This window comes from Clostridium sp. TJA032 (assembly GCF_058310275.1).
Genome location: NZ_JBZEFB010000003.1, coordinates 18,701 through 38,558, shown reverse-complemented (window position 1 = coordinate 38,558; position 19,858 = coordinate 18,701). Strand labels below are relative to the sequence as shown.

Annotated in this window: 19 protein-coding genes and 1 riboswitch; of the genes, 16 read left to right on the top strand and 3 right to left on the bottom strand. The window is 27.9% G+C overall.

What is annotated here, in order from left to right; all coding sequences use genetic code 11:
• Window positions 1-76 precede the first annotated feature (76 nt).
• The 3 genes from AC4FRL_RS08455 to AC4FRL_RS08445 all read left to right on the top strand — a co-directional run bounded on the left by AC4FRL_RS08455 (window position 77) and on the right by AC4FRL_RS08445 (window position 2,117).
• Entirely contained in the window at window positions 77-574 is a 498-nt protein-coding gene (locus AC4FRL_RS08455) for a signal peptidase I (protein ID WP_491139798.1), read from the top strand.
• A 190-nt stretch (window positions 575-764) separates the two neighbouring features.
• Window positions 765-1,169, top strand: a complete 405-nt coding sequence (locus tag AC4FRL_RS08450) for a C-GCAxxG-C-C family protein (RefSeq protein WP_491139797.1) — start codon at window positions 765-767, stop codon at window positions 1,167-1,169.
• 9 nt (window positions 1,170-1,178) lie between these two features.
• Window positions 1,179-2,117 carry a DNA-3-methyladenine glycosylase family protein gene (locus AC4FRL_RS08445; RefSeq protein ID WP_491139796.1) on the top strand — a complete coding sequence of 313 codons (939 nt, stop codon included), beginning with the start codon at window positions 1,179-1,181 and terminating at the stop codon, window positions 2,115-2,117.
• A 38-nt stretch (window positions 2,118-2,155) separates the two neighbouring features.
• On the opposite strand, the gene AC4FRL_RS08440 is transcribed toward AC4FRL_RS08445, so the two are convergent.
• Window positions 2,156-2,461 carry an HNH endonuclease gene (locus AC4FRL_RS08440; protein WP_491139795.1) on the bottom strand — a complete coding sequence of 102 codons (306 nt, stop codon included), beginning with the start codon at window positions 2,459-2,461 and terminating at the stop codon, window positions 2,156-2,158.
• Window positions 2,462-2,575: 114 nt separating this feature from the next.
• Window positions 2,576-3,238, bottom strand: coding sequence for a TIGR01906 family membrane protein (locus tag AC4FRL_RS08435; RefSeq protein ID WP_491139794.1), 663 nt, complete (start codon window positions 3,236-3,238; stop codon window positions 2,576-2,578).
• Between the two features lie 360 nt (window positions 3,239-3,598).
• Between AC4FRL_RS08435 and groES the strand changes: the two genes are divergently transcribed.
• From groES to guaA, 6 genes are all read left to right on the top strand, one after another.
• Complete coding sequence (gene groES, locus AC4FRL_RS08430; protein ID WP_491139793.1) at window positions 3,599-3,883, top strand: co-chaperone GroES; 285 nt, start codon at window positions 3,599-3,601, stop codon at window positions 3,881-3,883.
• Window positions 3,884-3,934: 51 nt separating this feature from the next.
• Window positions 3,935-5,554: a chaperonin GroEL gene (gene groL, locus AC4FRL_RS08425; protein WP_491139792.1), complete on the top strand. Its 1,620-nt coding sequence runs from the start codon at window positions 3,935-3,937 to the stop codon at window positions 5,552-5,554.
• A gap of 531 nt (window positions 5,555-6,085) precedes the next feature.
• Entirely contained in the window at window positions 6,086-6,484 is a 399-nt protein-coding gene (locus AC4FRL_RS08420) for a type II secretion system protein (protein ID WP_491139791.1), read from the top strand.
• An 83-nt stretch (window positions 6,485-6,567) separates the two neighbouring features.
• Window positions 6,568-7,305 carry a prepilin peptidase gene (locus AC4FRL_RS08415; protein ID WP_491139790.1) on the top strand — a complete coding sequence of 246 codons (738 nt, stop codon included), beginning with the start codon at window positions 6,568-6,570 and terminating at the stop codon, window positions 7,303-7,305.
• Between the two features lie 413 nt (window positions 7,306-7,718).
• Window positions 7,719-7,816, top strand: a riboswitch (purine riboswitch).
• 187 nt (window positions 7,817-8,003) lie between these two features.
• Complete coding sequence (gene guaB, locus AC4FRL_RS08410) at window positions 8,004-9,458, top strand: IMP dehydrogenase (RefSeq protein ID WP_491139789.1); 1,455 nt, start codon at window positions 8,004-8,006, stop codon at window positions 9,456-9,458.
• A 94-nt stretch (window positions 9,459-9,552) separates the two neighbouring features.
• A complete protein-coding gene (gene guaA / locus AC4FRL_RS08405) occupies window positions 9,553-11,082 on the top strand; it encodes a glutamine-hydrolyzing GMP synthase (protein ID WP_491139788.1) in 1,530 nt (509 codons plus the stop codon).
• A 103-nt stretch (window positions 11,083-11,185) separates the two neighbouring features.
• Here the strand turns inward: guaA and AC4FRL_RS08400 are convergent, their stop codons facing one another.
• Complete coding sequence (locus AC4FRL_RS08400; RefSeq protein ID WP_491139787.1) at window positions 11,186-11,548, bottom strand: hypothetical protein; 363 nt, start codon at window positions 11,546-11,548, stop codon at window positions 11,186-11,188.
• 778 nt (window positions 11,549-12,326) lie between these two features.
• Between AC4FRL_RS08400 and AC4FRL_RS08395 the strand changes: the two genes are divergently transcribed.
• From AC4FRL_RS08395 to AC4FRL_RS08365, 7 genes are all read left to right on the top strand, one after another.
• Complete coding sequence (locus AC4FRL_RS08395; RefSeq protein WP_491139786.1) at window positions 12,327-14,060, top strand: ABC transporter substrate-binding protein; 1,734 nt, start codon at window positions 12,327-12,329, stop codon at window positions 14,058-14,060.
• 77 nt (window positions 14,061-14,137) lie between these two features.
• A complete protein-coding gene (locus AC4FRL_RS08390) occupies window positions 14,138-15,103 on the top strand; it encodes an ABC transporter permease (RefSeq protein WP_491139785.1) in 966 nt (321 codons plus the stop codon).
• Between the two features lie 13 nt (window positions 15,104-15,116).
• Window positions 15,117-16,034 carry an oligopeptide ABC transporter permease gene (gene opp4C / locus AC4FRL_RS08385; protein ID WP_491139784.1) on the top strand — a complete coding sequence of 306 codons (918 nt, stop codon included), beginning with the start codon at window positions 15,117-15,119 and terminating at the stop codon, window positions 16,032-16,034.
• 13 nt (window positions 16,035-16,047) lie between these two features.
• Window positions 16,048-17,037, top strand: a complete 990-nt coding sequence (locus AC4FRL_RS08380; RefSeq protein ID WP_491139783.1) for an ABC transporter ATP-binding protein — start codon at window positions 16,048-16,050, stop codon at window positions 17,035-17,037.
• The gene (locus tag AC4FRL_RS08375) at window positions 17,027-17,995 is read left to right on the top strand and encodes an ABC transporter ATP-binding protein (RefSeq protein WP_491139782.1); all 969 of its coding nucleotides are present in this window, start codon (window positions 17,027-17,029) and stop codon (window positions 17,993-17,995) included. The genes AC4FRL_RS08380 and AC4FRL_RS08375 overlap by 11 nt, the downstream gene beginning before the upstream one ends.
• A 200-nt stretch (window positions 17,996-18,195) precedes the next feature.
• On the top strand, window positions 18,196-18,405 hold the full coding sequence (locus AC4FRL_RS08370; RefSeq protein WP_491139781.1) for a hypothetical protein: 210 nt from the start codon (window positions 18,196-18,198) through the stop codon (window positions 18,403-18,405).
• A 29-nt stretch (window positions 18,406-18,434) separates the two neighbouring features.
• Window positions 18,435-19,787 (top strand): glucose-6-phosphate isomerase, encoded by a 1,353-nt coding sequence (locus AC4FRL_RS08365; RefSeq protein ID WP_491139780.1) that lies wholly within the window; start codon window positions 18,435-18,437, stop codon window positions 19,785-19,787.
• The last annotated feature ends 71 nt before the right edge of the window (window positions 19,788-19,858 follow it).

Genomic DNA, 19,858 nt, shown 5'->3' with positions numbered 1-19,858 from the left:
AATAGGAATATTTTTCGATTTATTAGAATATACATATATTGTAATTTTATATTTTTATTCAGAGATAGGTGAATTTATGAAAAATAAGAGTTTATTTAATATAATATATTACATAATTATTTTTTGTTTAATTATAATTTTAATAAATAATTTTATGAGTAAATCAGATAAAATCTTTAAAACTGTTGGCTTTAGAACTTATACAATATTAAGTGGTAGTATGGAGCCTAAAATAAAAACAGGAGATTTAGTTGTTGTTAAAAATACTAATTTTAATGAAATTAAAGAAGGAGATATTATAACATTTAAATCTGAGGGGAATGTGGTTACTCATAGAGTAATAGGAAAAAAGGATGATGGATTTATAACAAAAGGTGATAATAACAATGTTGAAGATAGTGGCTTAGTTAATGAAGAAAATTTTATAGGAAAAGTTTTATTTCACATACCTTTATTAGGACATTTAACTATATTTTTATCAAAGCCTATAGTTATTTCTGGATTTATGATATTAATTGCTATAAGCATATTATTTGACACATTTAAAGGAAATAAAAAGAATATTAAGAATTAAAAATAAACCTAAAGAAATTAAAGTATTTTAGTTTCTTTAGGTTTATTTTATATTATTAAATACTATTTATTAATAACTCTTATTAGTATAATATTAGTAGTATGAGGTTATTATTTAAGTTAATGACTTTTAAAATTAATTTTATGAGATAAGGTTTTATAGAAATTAAACTTTATTTTGGAGGTATAACATGTTAGTTGAAAAAGCTAGAGAAAAGTGGGATAAAAAGCATGACTTAAATTGTGCAGAGTGCATAATGTATGCTGCAAATGAAGAATATAATTTAAATTTATCAAAGGAAACTTTAAAGGTAATGTCTTCTTTTGGTGGAGGATTAGCTATAGGAAATATCTGTGGGGCTATAACTGGAGCAGCTGGAGTTTTAGGAGTTATGTTTACTGAAGATAGAGGACACCAAAGTCCTAAGACAAAAGCTTTAACAGAAGAATTTATGAAAAAGTTTTATGATAAATTAGGATATTATAATTGTATTGATTTAAAAGCTAAATATAGAAAAGATGATGACAAAAGATGCATAGTTATGATAGAAACAGCAGCTGAAATTTTAGATGAAATTATACAAAGAGAAAGATAGGTGAAAAAAATGGATTTTAAAAGTGTAGAATATAAAGATAATGAAGTTATCTTAAGAGAAACTAAAAATTTTAATATAAAACAAGTTTTTGAGTGTGGTCAATGTTTTAGATGGGAAAAAACAGAAAATAATTCATACATAGGTGTTGCCTTTGGTAGGGTTATAGAAGTATCTCAAAAGGGAGATGATGTAATAATATATAATACTAACAAAGAAGATTTTGAAAATATATGGATTGATTATTTTGACTTAAAAAGGGATTATTCAAAGGTTAAAGAAGCTTTATCTTGGGATGAAACTTTAAAAAGTGCTGTTGAATTTGGATATGGTATAAGAATATTAAATCAAGAACCCTTTGAACTTGTTATATCATTTATAATATCAGCTAGAAATAGTATTCCTGTTATTTCAAAAACAATAAAGAAAATAAGTGAAAGATGGGGAAATAAAATAGAGTATAAAGGCAAAGACTATTATTCATTTCCAAGTCCAGAAAGTTTATCTAAAGCATCAATTGATGATATAAGGGAAACAGGGGCTTCATTTAGAAGTAAGTATATAGTTGATACAACTAAAAAGATATATGATTGTGAGTTAGCTAAGAAAGGAATATTAAATGCACCTGAAGAGGACATAGTTGAAATACTAGAAAAATATGATTTAGAAAAGATAAGCAATATGGATGCTGATAACTGTCATAAAGGACTTCAAGAATTTATGGGAGTTGGAGCAAAGGTTGCAGACTGTATAATGTTATTTTCCATGAAAAAAAGTTCTGCATTTCCTGTAGATGTATGGGTTAAAAGAGCAATGATGCATTTTTATGGTGCTGATGATGCTTCTTTAAATAAAATAAGAATTTTTGCAAGAGAAAGATTTGGAGAATACTCAGGATTTGCTCAACAGTATTTATTTTATTATGCTAGAGAAAATGGAATAAAACTTTAAATAAAAAAAGAGCTTAGTTATTTAAGCTCTTTTTTATTTTAATAATATCGTCCTTTTTTTCTTAAAGCTTTTGATTTTTTTATTGAGATATCTGCTTCTCCAGGTTGTTTTCTAATAAAGTTTAGATATTTTTTTATTTTTTCTTCTTCTTTAATTCTCTCAAGAGAATTAAGTCTAAAAGATAATTCATAATTGCTAAAAAGAGCGTGAATTTGCTTATGACAGGGAATACAAAGAGAAATTACTTCCTCATTAAATTTCTTCTTTTCAAGAGGTATTAAATGATGTTTTGTAACTTCTGGAACACTCCTTTTACAAAGATTACAAATATTTTCTTTAGTCAAGTTAACCACCTTTAAATAAATATAATATTATTAAATATTATAATACATATATTTAAAATTAAAAAAACCTTATTTTAAAGCTTTTTTTAATTTAAAAGCTTTAATTTTAATATTTTATTTAATAAAGGTAGATTTTAGTTTTTTTATTTTTATAGTGTAAAAAATTTTTGATATTATGGAAAATATCATTACTAAAAATAATATAAATAAAGCTAACAATAAAAAATAGGATTCAGGTAAGACATTTATTATTTCATCTTTTTTAGGGTCAAAAATCCAGTAGTCATTATTAAAAAATATTTTATGAAAAATGGTAAATAATTTTGAAAAGTTTATATAAAAAGAAATAATTAAAGTGAAAAATATCAATATAACTTCATAAAAGAACATATTAAAACCTTTAAAGGAAAGGTTTGAGTTAGACTTTTTAAAAAATACATAAATTAAAATACCTATTATTATAGATATTAAAGCCATTAAATATAAGGATGAAAATATTTCTTTAACTTCAAAAAAGTGAATTTGCCCTATATTGCTAATTTTGAAGTTGTTAAATTTAAGAATTTCAATTTCAGGTGAATTTAAGTAATTTATTATATTTTTATAATCTTTTAAAAGTTCATTAGTGCTAATATTATTAAATTTTGGTATTTTATTAAATTTAATAAGTATATAATAGATAATAGGGGATATATTTAATGTTATAAGTACTGAAATTATTATAGAGCTTATTAAAAGGTAGATTGAAAATATAAAATCCTTTAAAGTTTTAAACATTACGTACTCCTTTAAATAATTATTTTTTTAATTCTAGACTTTTTTATTAAATAATAAACAAAAATACATATTTTAATAAAAGTTTTAGTATTAATTTATAGTACGTAAGCTTTAAATATATGATATTATTTTATAATTTAATAATTATAAATCTTTAAATATGTAAATTAAAGAAATTTCAAAAGAATAGAAGAAATATTAAGATAAATTAATTTAAAGATAGAAAATAATACTAATATATTCTAAATAAATAAATTTACTTATTGAATTTACAACTGGTAAATTATATGATAATAGTAAGAATTAGCACTCTATAATAAAGAGTGCTAAATAAATTAGCATTTTTAAGGAGGGTTTTTAATGAATATTAGACCACTAGGAGACAGAGTTGTTATTAAAAGACTAGAGGCTGAGGAAACCACTAAAAGTGGAATAATTGTTACTGGAACAGCTAAAGAAAGACCACAAGAGGCAGAGGTTATTGCAGTAGGTCCAGGAGCTATAGTTGATGGAAAAAGAAGCGAAATGGAAGTTAAAGTTGGAGATAAAGTATTATACTCTAAGTATGCAGGAACAGAAGTTAAATTTGAAGGTGAAGAATACACTATATTAAGACAAGATGATATATTAGCAATAGTTGAATAGTTAAATATAAGTGATTTATATATTCATGATAGATTTGGGAGGTAAATTAGTATGGCTAAAACATTATTATTCGGTGAAGAAGCAAGAAGATCTATGCAAGCTGGTGTAGATAAATTAGCTAACACTGTTAAGGTTACATTAGGACCAAAAGGAAGAAATGTTATTTTAGATAAAAAATTTGGTTCACCATTAATAACAAATGATGGTGTTACTATAGCAAGAGAAATTGAACTTGAAGATGCTTATGAAAATATGGGAGCTCAACTTGTTAAAGAAGTAGCTACAAAAACTAATGATGTTGCAGGGGATGGTACAACTACAGCTACATTATTAGCACAAGCTATTATAAGAGAAGGATTAAAAAATGTAACTGCAGGTGCAAATCCTATTTTAATAAGAAATGGAATTAAAACAGCAGTTGAAAAGGCTGTAGAAGAAATACAAAAAATTTCTAAACCTGTAAATGGAAAAGAAGATATAGCTAGAGTTGCTGCAATTTCAGCAGCTGATGAAAAAATAGGTAAGCTAATTGCAGATGCTATGGAGAAGGTTGGAAATGAAGGTGTTATAACTGTAGAAGAATCTAAATCAATGGGTACTGAATTAGATGTTGTTGAAGGTATGCAATTTGATAGAGGATATGTTTCTGCTTATATGGTTACAGATACAGAAAAAATGGAAGCCATTTTAGACAATCCTTTAATATTAATTACAGATAAAAAAATAAGTAATATTCAAGAATTACTACCATTACTTGAACAAATAGTTCAAGCAGGTAAAAAACTTTTAATAATAGCTGATGACATAGAAGGAGAAGCTATGACTACATTAGTTGTTAATAAATTAAGAGGAACTTTTACTTGTGTTGCAGTTAAAGCACCAGGATTTGGTGATAGAAGAAAAGAGATGTTACAAGATATAGCAACTTTAACTGGAGGTATTTTAATATCTGATGAAGTGGGAGGAGATTTAAAAGAAGCTACATTAGATATGCTAGGAGAAGCTGAAAGTGTTAAGATTACTAAAGAGAGTACTACAATTGTAAATGGAAGAGGAAATTCAGAAGAAATTAAAAATAGAATTAATCAAATAAAATTACAATTAGATGCTACATCTTCAGAATTTGATAAGGAAAAATTACAAGAAAGATTAGCAAAATTAGCTGGAGGAGTTGCAGTAGTTAAAGTTGGTGCAGCTACAGAAACAGAGTTAAAAGAAAGTAAATTAAGAATAGAAGATGCCTTAGCTGCAACTAAAGCTGCTGTAGAAGAAGGTATAGTTCCTGGTGGTGGAACAGCTTATGTTAATGTTATAAATGAAGTTTCAAAATTAAATTCAGATATACCGGATGAACAAGTTGGTATAAATATAATAGTAAGGTCTTTAGAAGAACCTATGAGACAAATAGCTCATAATGCTGGCTTAGAAGGCTCTGTTATAATTGAAAAAGTTAAAGGTAGTGCTTTAGGAGTAGGTTTTGATGCTTTAAGAGGAGACTATAAGGATATGATTAAAGCAGGAATAGTAGACCCAACTAAAGTTACAAGATCAGCACTTCAAAATGCAGCATCTGTAGCTTCAACCTTCTTAACAACAGAAGCAGCAGTAGCAGATATACCTGAAAAAGAAATTCCACAAGCACCTGGAATGGGAATGGACGGAATGTATTAAAAAAAAGATGGCAAGAAATTGCCATCTTTTTTTCTTTTATAGAGAAAATATATACATATAAGACTATAAATGTAACAAATGTCGAAAAAGAAGTTGATTTTTATTAATAATTGTAATTAAAAGTATTAATTTTTGATTGATAAAAGTTTTTAATAATATAATTATTAAAAAAAATAATAAATATTGTATTATTTTGTAGACAAATGGAAATTAATATGTTAGTATACAAATATAAAGTACAAAAGATTTATAAGTACATGAGATAATATAATTATTAAGAGAAACTTATAAAACTAATGATTTAAATTTTACTAATGATTTAAATTCTACATATGAACCTTTGTATTTAAAAACATTAAGATGGCATTAGAAATACTAATGACTTTAAATTAGACAAACTATATGAAGTGAAAAAATACTAATGATATAAAAAAAGAAGATTCTTAAAAGAATCTTCTTTTTTTTGTATATAAAACCTTTAAATGTTAATAATTATAGATAAAAATTATATAACATTTAAAGGAGTGTAATATGAAAAAATTTAAATGGAAATTTAAAATTAGTAAAAAGAAAAAAGGCTTTACCTTAATAGAATTAACAGTAGTATTAGCTATTATGGCTATAATACTAACAGTTATAGCACCTAATTTTTCTTATATTAAAGAAAGTGCAAAGAATAAGGTGGATAAGCAAAACTGTATGACAATAGAACGTTCTATTGAAATGCTTCTTGCTGAAGAAGCTATAAGTGAACAAGAAGAAGAAATAAAAATAACTGTAGAAGAGGATTCTATAAGTATAAATGGTATAAGCGGTGAAGGAAAAGAAAAGTTAAGTGATTTACTTGATGGATTAGAAAAGCCACAGAAAGGAGAAGCTTATTTAGCTAATATAACTGATGGTAAGAAAGTTGAGGTTACAATAGTTTAAGTTTTTAAAAGGATATAATTTTAAAGTTATATCCTTTTATTTAAATTATAGGATTATGAAATAATATTAAAAGAGGAGGAAGCTTGTATATAATATTTTTTTTCATTGGATTATTAAGTGGTTGGTGTTTAAATATAATTTCAGATTATATTCAGAAAGAAAATTATAAATCATTAAGATATTTTGCTTATAAATACTATAAAAGTTTTAAATATATAAGTAAGATATATACTATTACCTATATTAAATCAAAGATTAAATATATATTATTAAATAAAAAAAGATACATAACTAAATTTATAGTCATGGTAATCATGGGATTACTATATTCATTTATTTATAAATTTTATGGTATGTCTTTTTTTACGGTTAAGTATATCTCTTTAATAACCTTTCTTATGTTGATTGCATTAATTGATTATGAAACACAGTATATATATGCAATTACAACTTATCCAGCTATTGTTTTAGGAATAATATTTATTTTTTTTGAAAAAATTATATTTAACAATAGTATATTTAATTATTTACTTGGGTTTTTGATATCTTTTTTATTTATATCAATTTTAAGTAAAATTACTGGCTCTATAGGGAGTGGAGATGGAGAGGTATATGCTATTTCTGGAATATTTTTAGGTGTTGAATTATCAATAGTGAATATATTTTTATCTTTTATAGTAGGAGGAATCTTTTGCTTAATATTTATTATTTTTAGAAATAATAAATTAAATGATAAAATAGCTTTTGTTCCTTTTATTTCAATATCAACTACAATACTAATATTTTTTGGTGATGCAATAGCTTATTTATATTTTATTTAATAAATTTTACAATGTAAGTTTCTAAATTATAATTTTTATTAGAGTTTATTTTAATTAGTATTTATAGATATGGTTTAGAGCATAATATATTTAAAGTATATTTTTAATATAAATTTATTTATATTAAGGATAAAATTTTAAAGGGAATATAAATAGTAAAAGAAAGTAAATTTTTTCATGTTAATTTATAATTAATTAAATATGTAAGATTTTTTGGAAGAATATAAAAATGTTTGTGTGTAAATAAAAGTAAAAATTCTTTGATAAATTATTTTTTTGAGGTTAAAATGCAATTTTTATTTCGTTTATAGTCATTTTTGAATTAAAAAATGCAATAAATAAGTTTTGGAATTTATTTTATGCATTTTATTGACAAGCTTTATTTCATAGATTATAATAAATAAAAATTAAACAAAACGGAATATAAATAAACTCGTATAAGCTTTGAATAGGGCAAGGCGTTTCTACCGGGAACCTTAAATTTCCGTCTATGAGTGAATTTGATATACTATAGGGGTACTATAAGCATATTAACTTCACTTAGGAGTTATTATGCTTTTTTTTGAACACTAAAATTCATTCTTTATGTATATTTGCAAGTTTGCTTTCAAAAAATAAATTGGAATTTAAAAAAGGTAGAAACATTAAAAATTCAATTGTACGTAATTAACTTAAAGATATTGTGTGGAGGCGATAGTATGGCAAGAATATTAAAAACAGCATATACATTTGATGATGTATTATTAGTACCAAACAAATCAGAGGTCCTACCTAATGAGGTTTCTTTAAAAACTCAATTAACTAAAAAAATTCAATTAAATATTCCATTAATGAGTGCAAGTATGGATACAGTTACTGAATCTAAGATGGCAATTGCTATGGCTAGAGAAGGTGGAATTGGAATAATCCACAAGAATATGACAATAGAGGACCAAGCAAAAGAGGTTGATAGAGTAAAAAGACAAGAAAATGGAGTAATAACAGATCCAATATTCTTATCAGAAGATCACACAGTAAGCGAAGCTTTAGATTTAATGGCTCAATATAGAATTTCAGGAGTTCCTGTAACAAGAGAAGGAAAACTAGTTGGAATCATAACAAATAGAGATATAGTATTTGAAACAAATTACGATAAAAAAGTTTCAGAGGTTATGACAAAAAGCCCATTAGTTACTGCGAAAGAAGGAACTACATTAACTGAAGCTTTAGAAATATTAAAAAAGCATAAAATAGAAAAGTTACCTTTAATTGATGATGATAATAATTTAAAAGGGCTTATAACTATAAAAGATATAGAAAAAGCAAAGGCTTTCCCAAATGCAGCTAAGGATGAGAAGGGAAGACTTTTATGTGGTGCATCAATTGGTGTAACTAATGATATGATGGATAGAGTTGATGCAGTAGTTAAGGCAAAGGTTGATGTTATTGTCTTAGATACAGCTCATGGTCATTCAAAAGGAGTTATTGAAGGGGTTAAAAAAATAAAAGCTAAATACCCAGAACTTCAAGTAATCGCTGGTAACATAGCTACACCAGAAGCTGTAAGAGATTTAAAAGAAGCTGGTGCAGATTGTGTTAAGGTTGGTATAGGACCAGGTTCAATTTGTACTACAAGAATAGTTGCAGGTGTTGGAGTTCCTCAATTAACAGCTGTTATGGATTGTGCTGAAGAAGGTAAAAAATTAGGAATACCAGTAATAGCTGATGGTGGATTAAAATATTCAGGAGATATAGTTAAAGCTTTGGCAGCAGGAGCTTGTGCAGCTATGATGGGTTCAATCTTTGCAGGGTGTGAAGAAGCACCAGGTGCTATAGAGATATATCAAGGAAGAAGTTATAAAGTTTATAGAGGTATGGGTTCACTTGGAGCAATGGCTAAAGGTTCTAGTGATAGATATTTCCAAAATGGAACTAAAAAATTCGTTCCAGAAGGAGTAGAGGGAAGAATAGCTTATAAAGGTCATTTAGCAGATACTATATATCAATTAATAGGTGGAATAAAGTCAGGTATGGGATACCTTGGAGCACCTACTTTAGAAAATTTATATGAAAATGCTAATTTTGTAGTTCAAACTTCAGCAGGATTTAGAGAAAGTCATCCTCATGATATAAACATAACTAAAGAAGCACCAAATTATAGTGTTAACCAATAAATTAGATTAAAATTTTCAACAAGATGTTAGATTATAGCATCTTGTTGAATATATTTTATACATAAAACGTAAATGAAATTGTGGAGGAAATCGAATGAGAGATTTAGTTTTAGTTGTCGACTTTGGTGGACAGTATAACCAATTAATTGCTAGAAGAGTTAGAGAATGTGGAGTTTATTGTGAAATAATACCTTACACATATAGCATAGAAAAGATAAAAGAAAAAAATCCAAAGGGAATAATCTTTACTGGAGGACCAAACTCAGTTTATGGAGAAAATACTCCAACATTAGATAAGGAAATTTTTAACTTAAATGTTCCTATATTAGGAATATGCTATGGAGACCAATTAATGGCACATCTTTTAGGGGGAAAAGTTGGTACAGCACCAGTTAGAGAATATGGAAAAACTAATGTAACTTTAGATAATTCTTCAAAATTATTTAAGGGAATAGAATCAGCTGAAACTTGTTGGATGAGTCATACTGATTATATAGCAGAAGCACCAGAAGGGTTTAAAATAATAGCTAATACAGATGTTTGTCCAGTTGCTGCTATGGAAAATGAAGAAAGAAGACTTTATGGAGTTCAATTCCACCCAGAAGTTGAACATACTCCATTTGGCCAAGATATGATGAGAAATTTCCTTTACAATATATGTGGTTTAGAAAATTCTTGGTCAATGGCTTCCTTTGCTGAAGAAAAAATAGCAGAAATAAAGAAAATTGTTGGAGATAAAAAGTTAATATGTGCATTATCAGGTGGTGTTGATTCATCAGTTGCTGCTGTTATGGTACATAAAGCCGTTGGAAAGCAATTAACTTGTATCTTTGTTGACCATGGTCTATTAAGAAAAGATGAAGGAGACCAAGTAGAAAAAATCTTTAAAGAAGGTTTTGATATGAATCTTATTAGAGTTAATGCTAAAGATAGATTCTTAGGAAAATTAAAGGGAGTTTCAGAACCTGAAGCTAAGAGAAAGATTATAGGTGAAGAATTCATAAGAGTTTTTGAAGAAGAAGCTGGAAAGCTAGGAGATATTAAATTCTTAGTTCAAGGAACAATTTATCCAGATGTTGTTGAAAGTGGAACAGATACTTCAGCAGTAATAAAAAGTCATCATAATGTTGGAGGACTTCCAGAAGATATGGAATTCTCATTAATAGAGCCATTAAGAGAATTATTTAAAGATGAAGTAAGAGCTGTAGGAGAGGAATTAGGAATTCCACATCATTTAGTATGGAGACAGCCATTCCCAGGACCAGGATTAGCAATAAGAGTTCTAGGAGAAGTTACTGAAGATAAATTAGAAGTTGTTAGAGAAGCTGATGCTATCTTTAGAGAAGAAATAGCTTTAGCAGGTCTTGAAAGTGAAATTTGGCAATACTTTGCAGTTTTACCTAACATACAATCAGTTGGTGTTATGGGAGATGAAAGAACTTATTGTCATACTGTAGGATTAAGAGCTGTTACATCTTCAGACGGAATGACTTCAAACTGGGCTCATATACCATATGAAGTTATAGATAAGGTTTCAAGAAGAATAGTAAATGAAGTTAAGGGAGTAAACAGAATTGTTTATGATGTAACTTCAAAACCACCAGCAACTATTGAGTGGGAATAATAGAAGCAATTACAAACAAAAAGTTTATTCTTTAATTAAATACCCTATAGAATAAAATCTAAAAAAGATTATTCTATAGGGTATTTTTTATGTATAAATTATGTTACTCAATAGAAATATTATTTTCTAAAAATATGTATTCTGGTAGAGTTAGAGATTTGGCGAAAATACAGTTATCAAGTTTTTCAAAGTGAAAGAAATATATGTATTTACCTTTACCTATACAATCTATTTCTAAGGTATTTTCTATTATAATTTTTTTATTCCAATTTATTCTTGGAGAAGGAGTAGGTTCTGGAATTATTAAGATATTATTAAAGTAATAGTAATCAAAGTCGCATTGTAAACCTTTAAAAATCTCATCGTCTTTTTTTACCTTATTTACCCAAGAAAGTTCCATTGTTTCTATATCTAACACGCCTATTGAGGGTTCAAAAGTGAAACCTATAAAGTCAAAAGAATTCATAAACATCTCCCTTTCATAGTAGAATGATTGTTTAATTATACTATAAAGATATTAAAGAGTTTATAATAAAGGATAAACATTTAAAAAATATTTAACGTTAAAAATATTTTGAATAAAACATTATTTAAGTAATTTAGTTAAAATCAGTTCTAATAAAAAAAAATAAAATTTTTTTATTTTTATCTATATCTAAAAAAATTCAAATCTTTGGAAAGCTTATCATTAATATAAAAATAAAATGTAACTTTTTTAATAAAATTGAAAAGAAATAATAAATTGATAAAATAATAGCTTTTATATGCCTTTGTGCTTTGAAATTAATAATTAAATGATTAAAAATTGTTAGGTTGATAAAAAATATAAAAAACTAATGTTAAAAAACATTTAATATTGTTAATAAAATGAATAGTAATTAATAATAAAATGTGAAAATATTTATAATGAAAAAATAATTTTACAATATTGCAAAAATATTGGAAATAAATTAAAATACAAATAATATAAATTTGAAAGACGAATGTTTTTCTATTATGGACACATTTGGTTTTAATAAAATAATTATATATAAAGTTTTATTTTGATAATTTATTAAATTAAGTATTTTATTAAAAATAATTTTTAACTTATTTTATTTATAAGATAAAAATTATAAAAGATATACAATAAAACTTTATTTATAAAATAACATTAAATGTATGTTTTTATAACAATATTTTATTTATGGGGCATTTAAAATTTTGTTATATCAAAACAATAAATATTAAAGGGGGCATATTAAATGAAAAAAAAATTAGTTGCGTTATTAATGGCGGGTTTAGCAACTTCAATGCTTTTTACAGGTTGTGGAGGAGCTAATGAAACAGCAGTAAATGGTAGCACACAAACAGGAGGTACTGTTAAAGACTTATCAAAGCCAGAGAGAATTGAGGCAGCAAATCCTAGTGCACTTCCAGAAGCTGCAAAAAATAGAACAGATACTTTGATTGTGGGAACTACAGACCCAAAAGGTGAATTTGTACCAATATATGCATCTACTCTTTATGATTCATGGGTTAATAAATTAATCTTTGATGGGCTTATTACTAACAATGAAAAAGGAGAGCCTGTTCCTAATGTAGCAGAAAGTTATGAAGTTTCAGAAGATGGAAAAACTTATACCTTTAAACTAAATAAAGGTATTAAGTTTTCAAATGGACAAGAGCTAACAGCAAATGATGTAGCATTCACATTTACTTCTATTTGTGATCCAAGCTATGATGGGCCAAGAATGGATGCTGTAAATAATTTAGTTGGTTATGAAGAATACAATAAGGGTGATGTAACTAAAGTTGAGGGTATAAATGTAATTGATGATTACACAATATCATTTACGAATAAAGAAACTGATGCAGCTGGTATATGGAATTTTGAATATGGAATTATGCCAGAGAGTGTTTATAAATTTGAAAAAGGAAATTTCCAAGCTGTTAAGGATAAATTATTAGAACCGGTTGGTTCAGGAGCTTATAAGTTTGTTCATTTTAAACCAGGACAAGAAGTTAAATTTGAAAAAAATGCTGATTACTGGAAAGGAGAACCAAAGATACCTTATATAGTAATGAAGGTTACAAATGCACAAACATTATTACAAGAATTAATGGCTGGAACAGTTGATATAGATAGAGTTGGTGCGAAACCAGAAAATATAGATCCATTAAAACAAGCTGGATTCTTAAATTTAGACTTATACATGCAAAATGGTTATGGATACATGGGGCTTAACTATGGAAGTGATAAAGTTAAAGACCCTAAAGTAAGACAAGCATTGCTTTATGGTTTAGATAGACAAGGATTTATGCAATCTTATTATCAAGGATATGGACAAGTATACAATTCACATATTTTACCTACTTCATGGGCATATAACCCAGATGTTCCTAAGTATGAATATGACCTAGAAAAAGCTAATCAATTACTTGATGAAGCAGGTTGGAAAGATACAAATGGAGATGGAATTAGAGATAAAGATGGAGTTGAATTAGAACTTCAATGGTTAACTTATACTGGTTCTAAATATGTTGATGCATTAATTCCAATAGTTCAACAATCATGGGAGAAGATAGGTGTTAAAGTTACACCAGAACTTATGGAATTTGGAACAATGATGGATAAAGTTAATAACAGAGAGTATGACATATATAATGGTGCTTGGAATCTTTCAATAGACCCAGACCCATCAGGAATATTTGCAATTTCTCAAGATGTACCAGGCGGATTTAATAATATTGGATGGAGAAATGAAGAAGCAGATGAGTTATTAAAAGAAGGTAAAGGAACAACAAATGAAGCTGATAGAAAGAAAGCTTATGATGAATGGCAATTAAAATTCTCTGAAGATGTACCTTATATTCTTCTTGGAAATGCACAAGAGATGTTTGCATCAAATTCAAGAGTTAAAGGTTATAATCCTTCAACTTATATAGATTGGACTCATGATGTGCATAAACTTGAATTAGACAATGGGAATCAATAAGATTTTAATAAATTAAGAAGAAATTAGCCTGGACGTAAAATCCAGGCTAATTTTTAAAAATTGGGGGGAAAGACAGTATGCTACAGTATATAACTAGAAGAATACTATTAATAATACCAACTATTATTGGTGTATCATTAGTACTTTTCTTCATATTTGCTATGGCACCAGGTGATGCTATTACAGCAAATATGGATCCAAATATGAGTGTAGAAACAAAACAGGCAATAAGAGAAAAATATCATTTAGATGAGCCAAAAACAACTCAATATATGTATTGGTTAAAAGGAGTTGTAACAGAAGGTTCTTTAGGAGAATCTTTTTATTATAAAAGACCTGTTGCAGAGGTTATGAAAGAGTTTATACCAAACTCATTTATTTTAGGGGCGGCATCTTTAATTTTGGGACTTATAATTGCAGTACCAATAGGTATAGTTTCAGCAACAAAGCAATATTCATTTTTTGATAAATTTTTTACGGTATTTGCCCTTATGGGAATATCAATGCCGTCATTTTTCTTTGGTCTTATTTTAATTAAATATTTAGGAGTTCAACTTAATTTATTTCCAATATCGGGTATGACAACCCCAGGTAGTGCATATACGGGGATGAAGTATGTATTTGATGTGCTAAAGCATATGATTTTACCACTTATAGTTTTAACACTTGGAAGTGTAGGTGGATGGATGAGATATACTAGGTCAAGTATGCTTGAGGTAGTTAGACAAGATTATATAAGAACTGCTAGAGCAAAGGGATTAAAAGAAAAGGTGGTTATTTATAAACATGCTCTAAGAAATGCTCTTATACCAGTTGTAACTTTATTAGGAATGTCAATTCCAGGGTTATTTTCAGGAGCTACATTAACAGAAAAAATATTTAACTGGCCAGGAATCGGTCCAGTACAGTTAAGTGCTGTTAATAATAGAGATTACTATTTACTTATGGGTATAAACCTTACTTTAGCTATATTAGTTTTAATAGGAAATTTACTTGCTGATATTATATATGCATTGGTAGATCCAAGAATAAGGCTTAAGTAGGAGGTGCTTTTTAATGAGTAAAGAAGAGGCAATAAGAGTTGAAAAAATAAAAACACAAAAAATAGAAAGCCCTTGGACTGTAGCTTTTAAAAGATTAAGAAAAAATAAATTAGCTTTAGGTGGTTTATTTATATTATTAGTTTTAGTTTTAATTTCAGTTATTGGTCCTATGGTATATCCACATGACCATTTAACCATTGATTTATTACAAACAAATCAAGCACCATCAGCTACTCATTGGCTAGGTACTGATGAATCAGGAAGAGATGTTTTAGCTAGACTTATGTATGGAGGAAGATATTCTCTTTCAATAGGTATAGTTGCTGTTGGTATTTCAATAGTTATAGGAACTAGTTTAGGTATTTTAGCAGGATATTATGGTGGATTTATAGATAGTTTAATTATGAGAATTGTTGATGTATTTATGTGTTTCCCATTTTTATCCTTATTAATAATGGTTTCTGCTATAATGTCAGATTTAAAAATACCACCAGAATATAGAATATTTATAGTTATGTTTATTATAGGTGCTCTTAGTTGGACTGGTACTTGTCGTATGGTAAGAGGTATGGTTCTTTCTTTAAGGGAACAAGAATTTATGCAAGCTGCAGAAGCTTTAGGTTTATCAGATACTAGAAAAATGTTTTTGCATCTATTACCTAATACTCTAGCAGTTATTATAGTTTCGGCTACCTTAGGAATTGGGGGAGCAATATTAACTGAATCATCTTTAAGTTTCTTAGGTCTTGGAGTTACACCACCTACACCAACTTGGGGTAATATGATACAAACAGCTCAAGATTACTATACTTTAACTAATAGATGGTGGTTATGGATACCACCTGGTGTATGTATATTCTTAACTGTTATATCAATAAATATTTTTGGGGACGGATTAAGAGATGCTCTAGATCCTAAGCTAAAGGTCTAAGGGGGCAAAGGAAATGACAAAAACATTAGTAGAATTTAAAAATCTTGAAACTCACTTTCATACAGGTGAGGGAATTGTTAAGGCGGTAAATAACGTTAGTTTTAAAATAAAAGAAGGAGAAACTGTGTGTGTAGTTGGAGAGTCTGGTTGTGGAAAATCTGTTACAGCCATGTCTCTTATGAGACTTATACCTAGTCCTCCAGGAAAAATAGTTGGTGGAGAAATACTTTTTGAAGGAAAAGATGTTTTAAAATTTACAGAGCAAGAGCTTATGGATATGAGAGGAAATGATATTTCAGTTATTTTCCAAGAGCCTATGACATCTTTAAACCCAGTATTTAAAATAGGAGACCAAATATGTGAGGCTATAATACTTCATCAACATTTATCAAAGGAAGAAGCAGAAAAAAAAGCTATAGAAGTTTTAAAAATAATTGGTATAGCTAGAGCTGAAGAGATAATAAAGTCTTACCCTCATGAATTATCAGGAGGTATGAGACAAAGAATTATGATTGCTATGGCAGTTTGTTGTAATCCTAAGCTTTTAATAGCTGATGAGCCAACAACTGCATTAGATGTTACAATTCAAGCACAAATTTTAGACCTTATGAGAGATATTAAAGAAAAATTAAATACATCAATATTATTAATAACTCATGACTTAGGAGTTGTTGCTGAAATGGCAGATTATGTTGTTGTAATGTATGCAGGTAAAGTTATTGAGGAAGCACCAGTTTTAGAATTATTTAAAAATCCTCTTCATCCATATACTCAAGGATTACTTAAATCTAAGCCATCAGTAAATGGAAATGAAACTAGACTTTATTCAATACCAGGACAAGTCCCTAATCCAGTAGGAATGCCTGATAATTGTTACTTTAATGAAAGATGTGATAGATGTATGAAAAAATGTACTACTATGCAACCACATCTTATTGATGTTGGAAATAGGCATAAAGTTTCATGCTGGTTATATGAAGGAGGGAAAGTAGATGGAGAATAAGACTGTTGTAAGAGTTGAAAATTTAAAAAAATACTTTCCTATTAAAGCAGGAGTTTTTTCTAAAACTGTTGGTAATGTAAAGGCTGTTGATGGGGTTAGTTTTACTATTGATAAAGGAGAAACTTTAGGATTAGTTGGAGAATCAGGTTGTGGAAAATCAACAACAGGAAGAGCGATTTTAAGATTATTTGAAAAAACAGAGGGAAATGTTTATTTTGAAGGAAAAGATATATTTGCTCTTAAAAAGAAAGAACTTAGAGACTTAAGGCCTAAAATGCAAATGATATTTCAAGACCCTTATTCTTCTTTAAACCCAAGATTATCAGTAGATTCTTTAGTGGGGGAAGCACTTTTAAGTCATAACTTATGTAGTAAAAGTGAACTTCCAGAAAGAGTTGCTAAAACCATAGAAAGATGTGGACTTGCAAGATATCATATGAAAAGATATCCTCATGAATTTTCAGGAGGACAAAGGCAGAGAATAGGAATAGCAAGAGCTTTAATATTAAATCCAAGTTTTATAGTTGCAGATGAGCCAGTTTCAGCTTTAGATGTATCTATACAATCACAGATTGTAAATCTAATGATGGATTTACAAGAGGAAATGGGATTTTCTTATCTTTTTATATCTCATGATTTAAGTATAGTAAAGCACATATGTCATAAGATTGGAGTAATGTATTTAGGTAGTTTAGTAGAATTAGCACCTAAAAATGAACTTTATGAAAATCCATTACACCCATATACAAAGGCTTTATTATCAGCTGTTCCAATACCTGACCCAACAATTAAAAGGGAAAGAATAATTTTAAAAGGAGATATTCCATCTCCTGCTAATCCACCAAGGGGATGTAAGTTTCATACTAGATGCCCATATGCTATGGATAAATGTAAAAATGAGGCACCTGAGTATAAATGTGTAGGAAAAAATCATTTTGTAGCTTGCCATTTGGTTTAATTAAATAAATTACATTTTAAGAAAAATAAATTAAAAGCTTAATTTTAGAATTAAATTTGTAGTGTAGGGACATAAAATTTCCTACACTATAACTATATATAAGAAATTTTCATTAAAAATATAAAAAATTTTAGATTGTATTGTAATACACAAATAATAAATGATAAAATATTAACGGATGGTAAATGGGAGGATTTAGTTTGTTTTGGTTTAAAGATGAAATAGCTAGAAGGAAAGAAAAAGAAGAGTATGAGAGGTTAATGGAAGAAATTAAGGATAAAGAAAAGCCAACTTTTAAGGATTTGGTTGCTATAATGTTAGCGCAATACGCAATAATATTCCCAATGGTCTTTGGAGGATTAATTATTTTTGCGATTATATTATATATATTGATGGCGTGGATAAAATAATTTTATAAACGCTAATGGAGGTAGTAATAATGAAAAAAGGATTAGTTGTTGATTTATCAAAAGCAGCTCCATATTTAAAATCTCACGAAGTTGCTTACATGCAAGAAACTATAAGCCAAGCACATAACAAACTACATAATGGAACAGGAGCAGGAAATGATTTCTTAGGATGGGTTGACCTACCTGTTAATTATGACAAAGATGAATTTGCAAGAATAAAAGAAGCCGCTAAAAAAATACAAAGCGATTCTGATGTTTTAATTGTTATAGGAATTGGTGGTTCTTACCTAGGTGCTAGAGCAGCTATAGAAATGTTAACTAATAACTTCTATAACTCAGTATCAAAAGATAAGAGAAAAACACCAGCTATATTCTATGCAGGAAATAACATAAGCTCAAGCTATATGGTTGATTTATTAAAAGCTATTGAAGGTTTAGATGTAAGCTTAAATGTTATATCTAAATCAGGTACAACTACAGAACCAGCTATAGCTTTCAGAATTTTAAAAGATTACATGGAAAAGAAATATGGAAAAGAAGAAGCTAGAAAGAGAATATATGCTACAACAGATGCTAAGAGAGGTGCTTTAAAAACATTAGCAGATGCTGAAGGATATGAAACTTTCGTAATTCCTGATGATGTTGGAGGAAGATATTCAGTTTTAACAGCAGTTGGATTATTACCAATAGCTGCAGCTGGAATAAATATAGATGAAATGATGGAAGGAGCTGCTGATGCTAGAGAAGAATACTTAAATCCTTCATTAGCTGATAATGAATGTTATAAATATGCAGTTGCTAGAAATGCTTTATACAACAAAGGTAAAGCTATAGAAATATTAGTTAACTATGAACCATCAGTTCATTTCTTCAATGAATGGTGGAAACAATTATATGGAGAATCAGAAGGTAAAGACAACAAGGGATTATTCCCAGCAGCTGTTGACTTCTCAACTGATTTACACTCAATGGGACAATATATTCAACAAGGTAGAAGAAATATATTTGAAACTGTTGTAAATGTAGAAACTCCAAGAGAAGAAATAGTTATAGAAGCTAACGAAGAAAATATAGATGGATTAAACTTCTTAGCAGGAAAAACTATGGATTATGTTAACAAACAAGCATTTAGAGGAACTTTAGTTGCTCATAATGATGGAGAAGTTCCAAATATAGTTGTTAATGTTCCAGAGTTAACTCCATACTATTTCGGAAGATTAGTTTACTTCTTTGAAAAAGCTTGTGGTATAAGTGGATATATTTTAGGAATAAATCCATTTGACCAACCAGGTGTTGAAGCTTATAAGAAAAATATGTTTGCTTTACTTGGAAAACCAGGCTTTGAAGATTTAAAAGCTGAATTAGAAGAAAGATTAAAATAATAACTAAGTTTAAAAAAGGGAGCTCTTTAAAGGGCTCCTTTTTAACATATAAATAAGTTATTTCCCTTTTA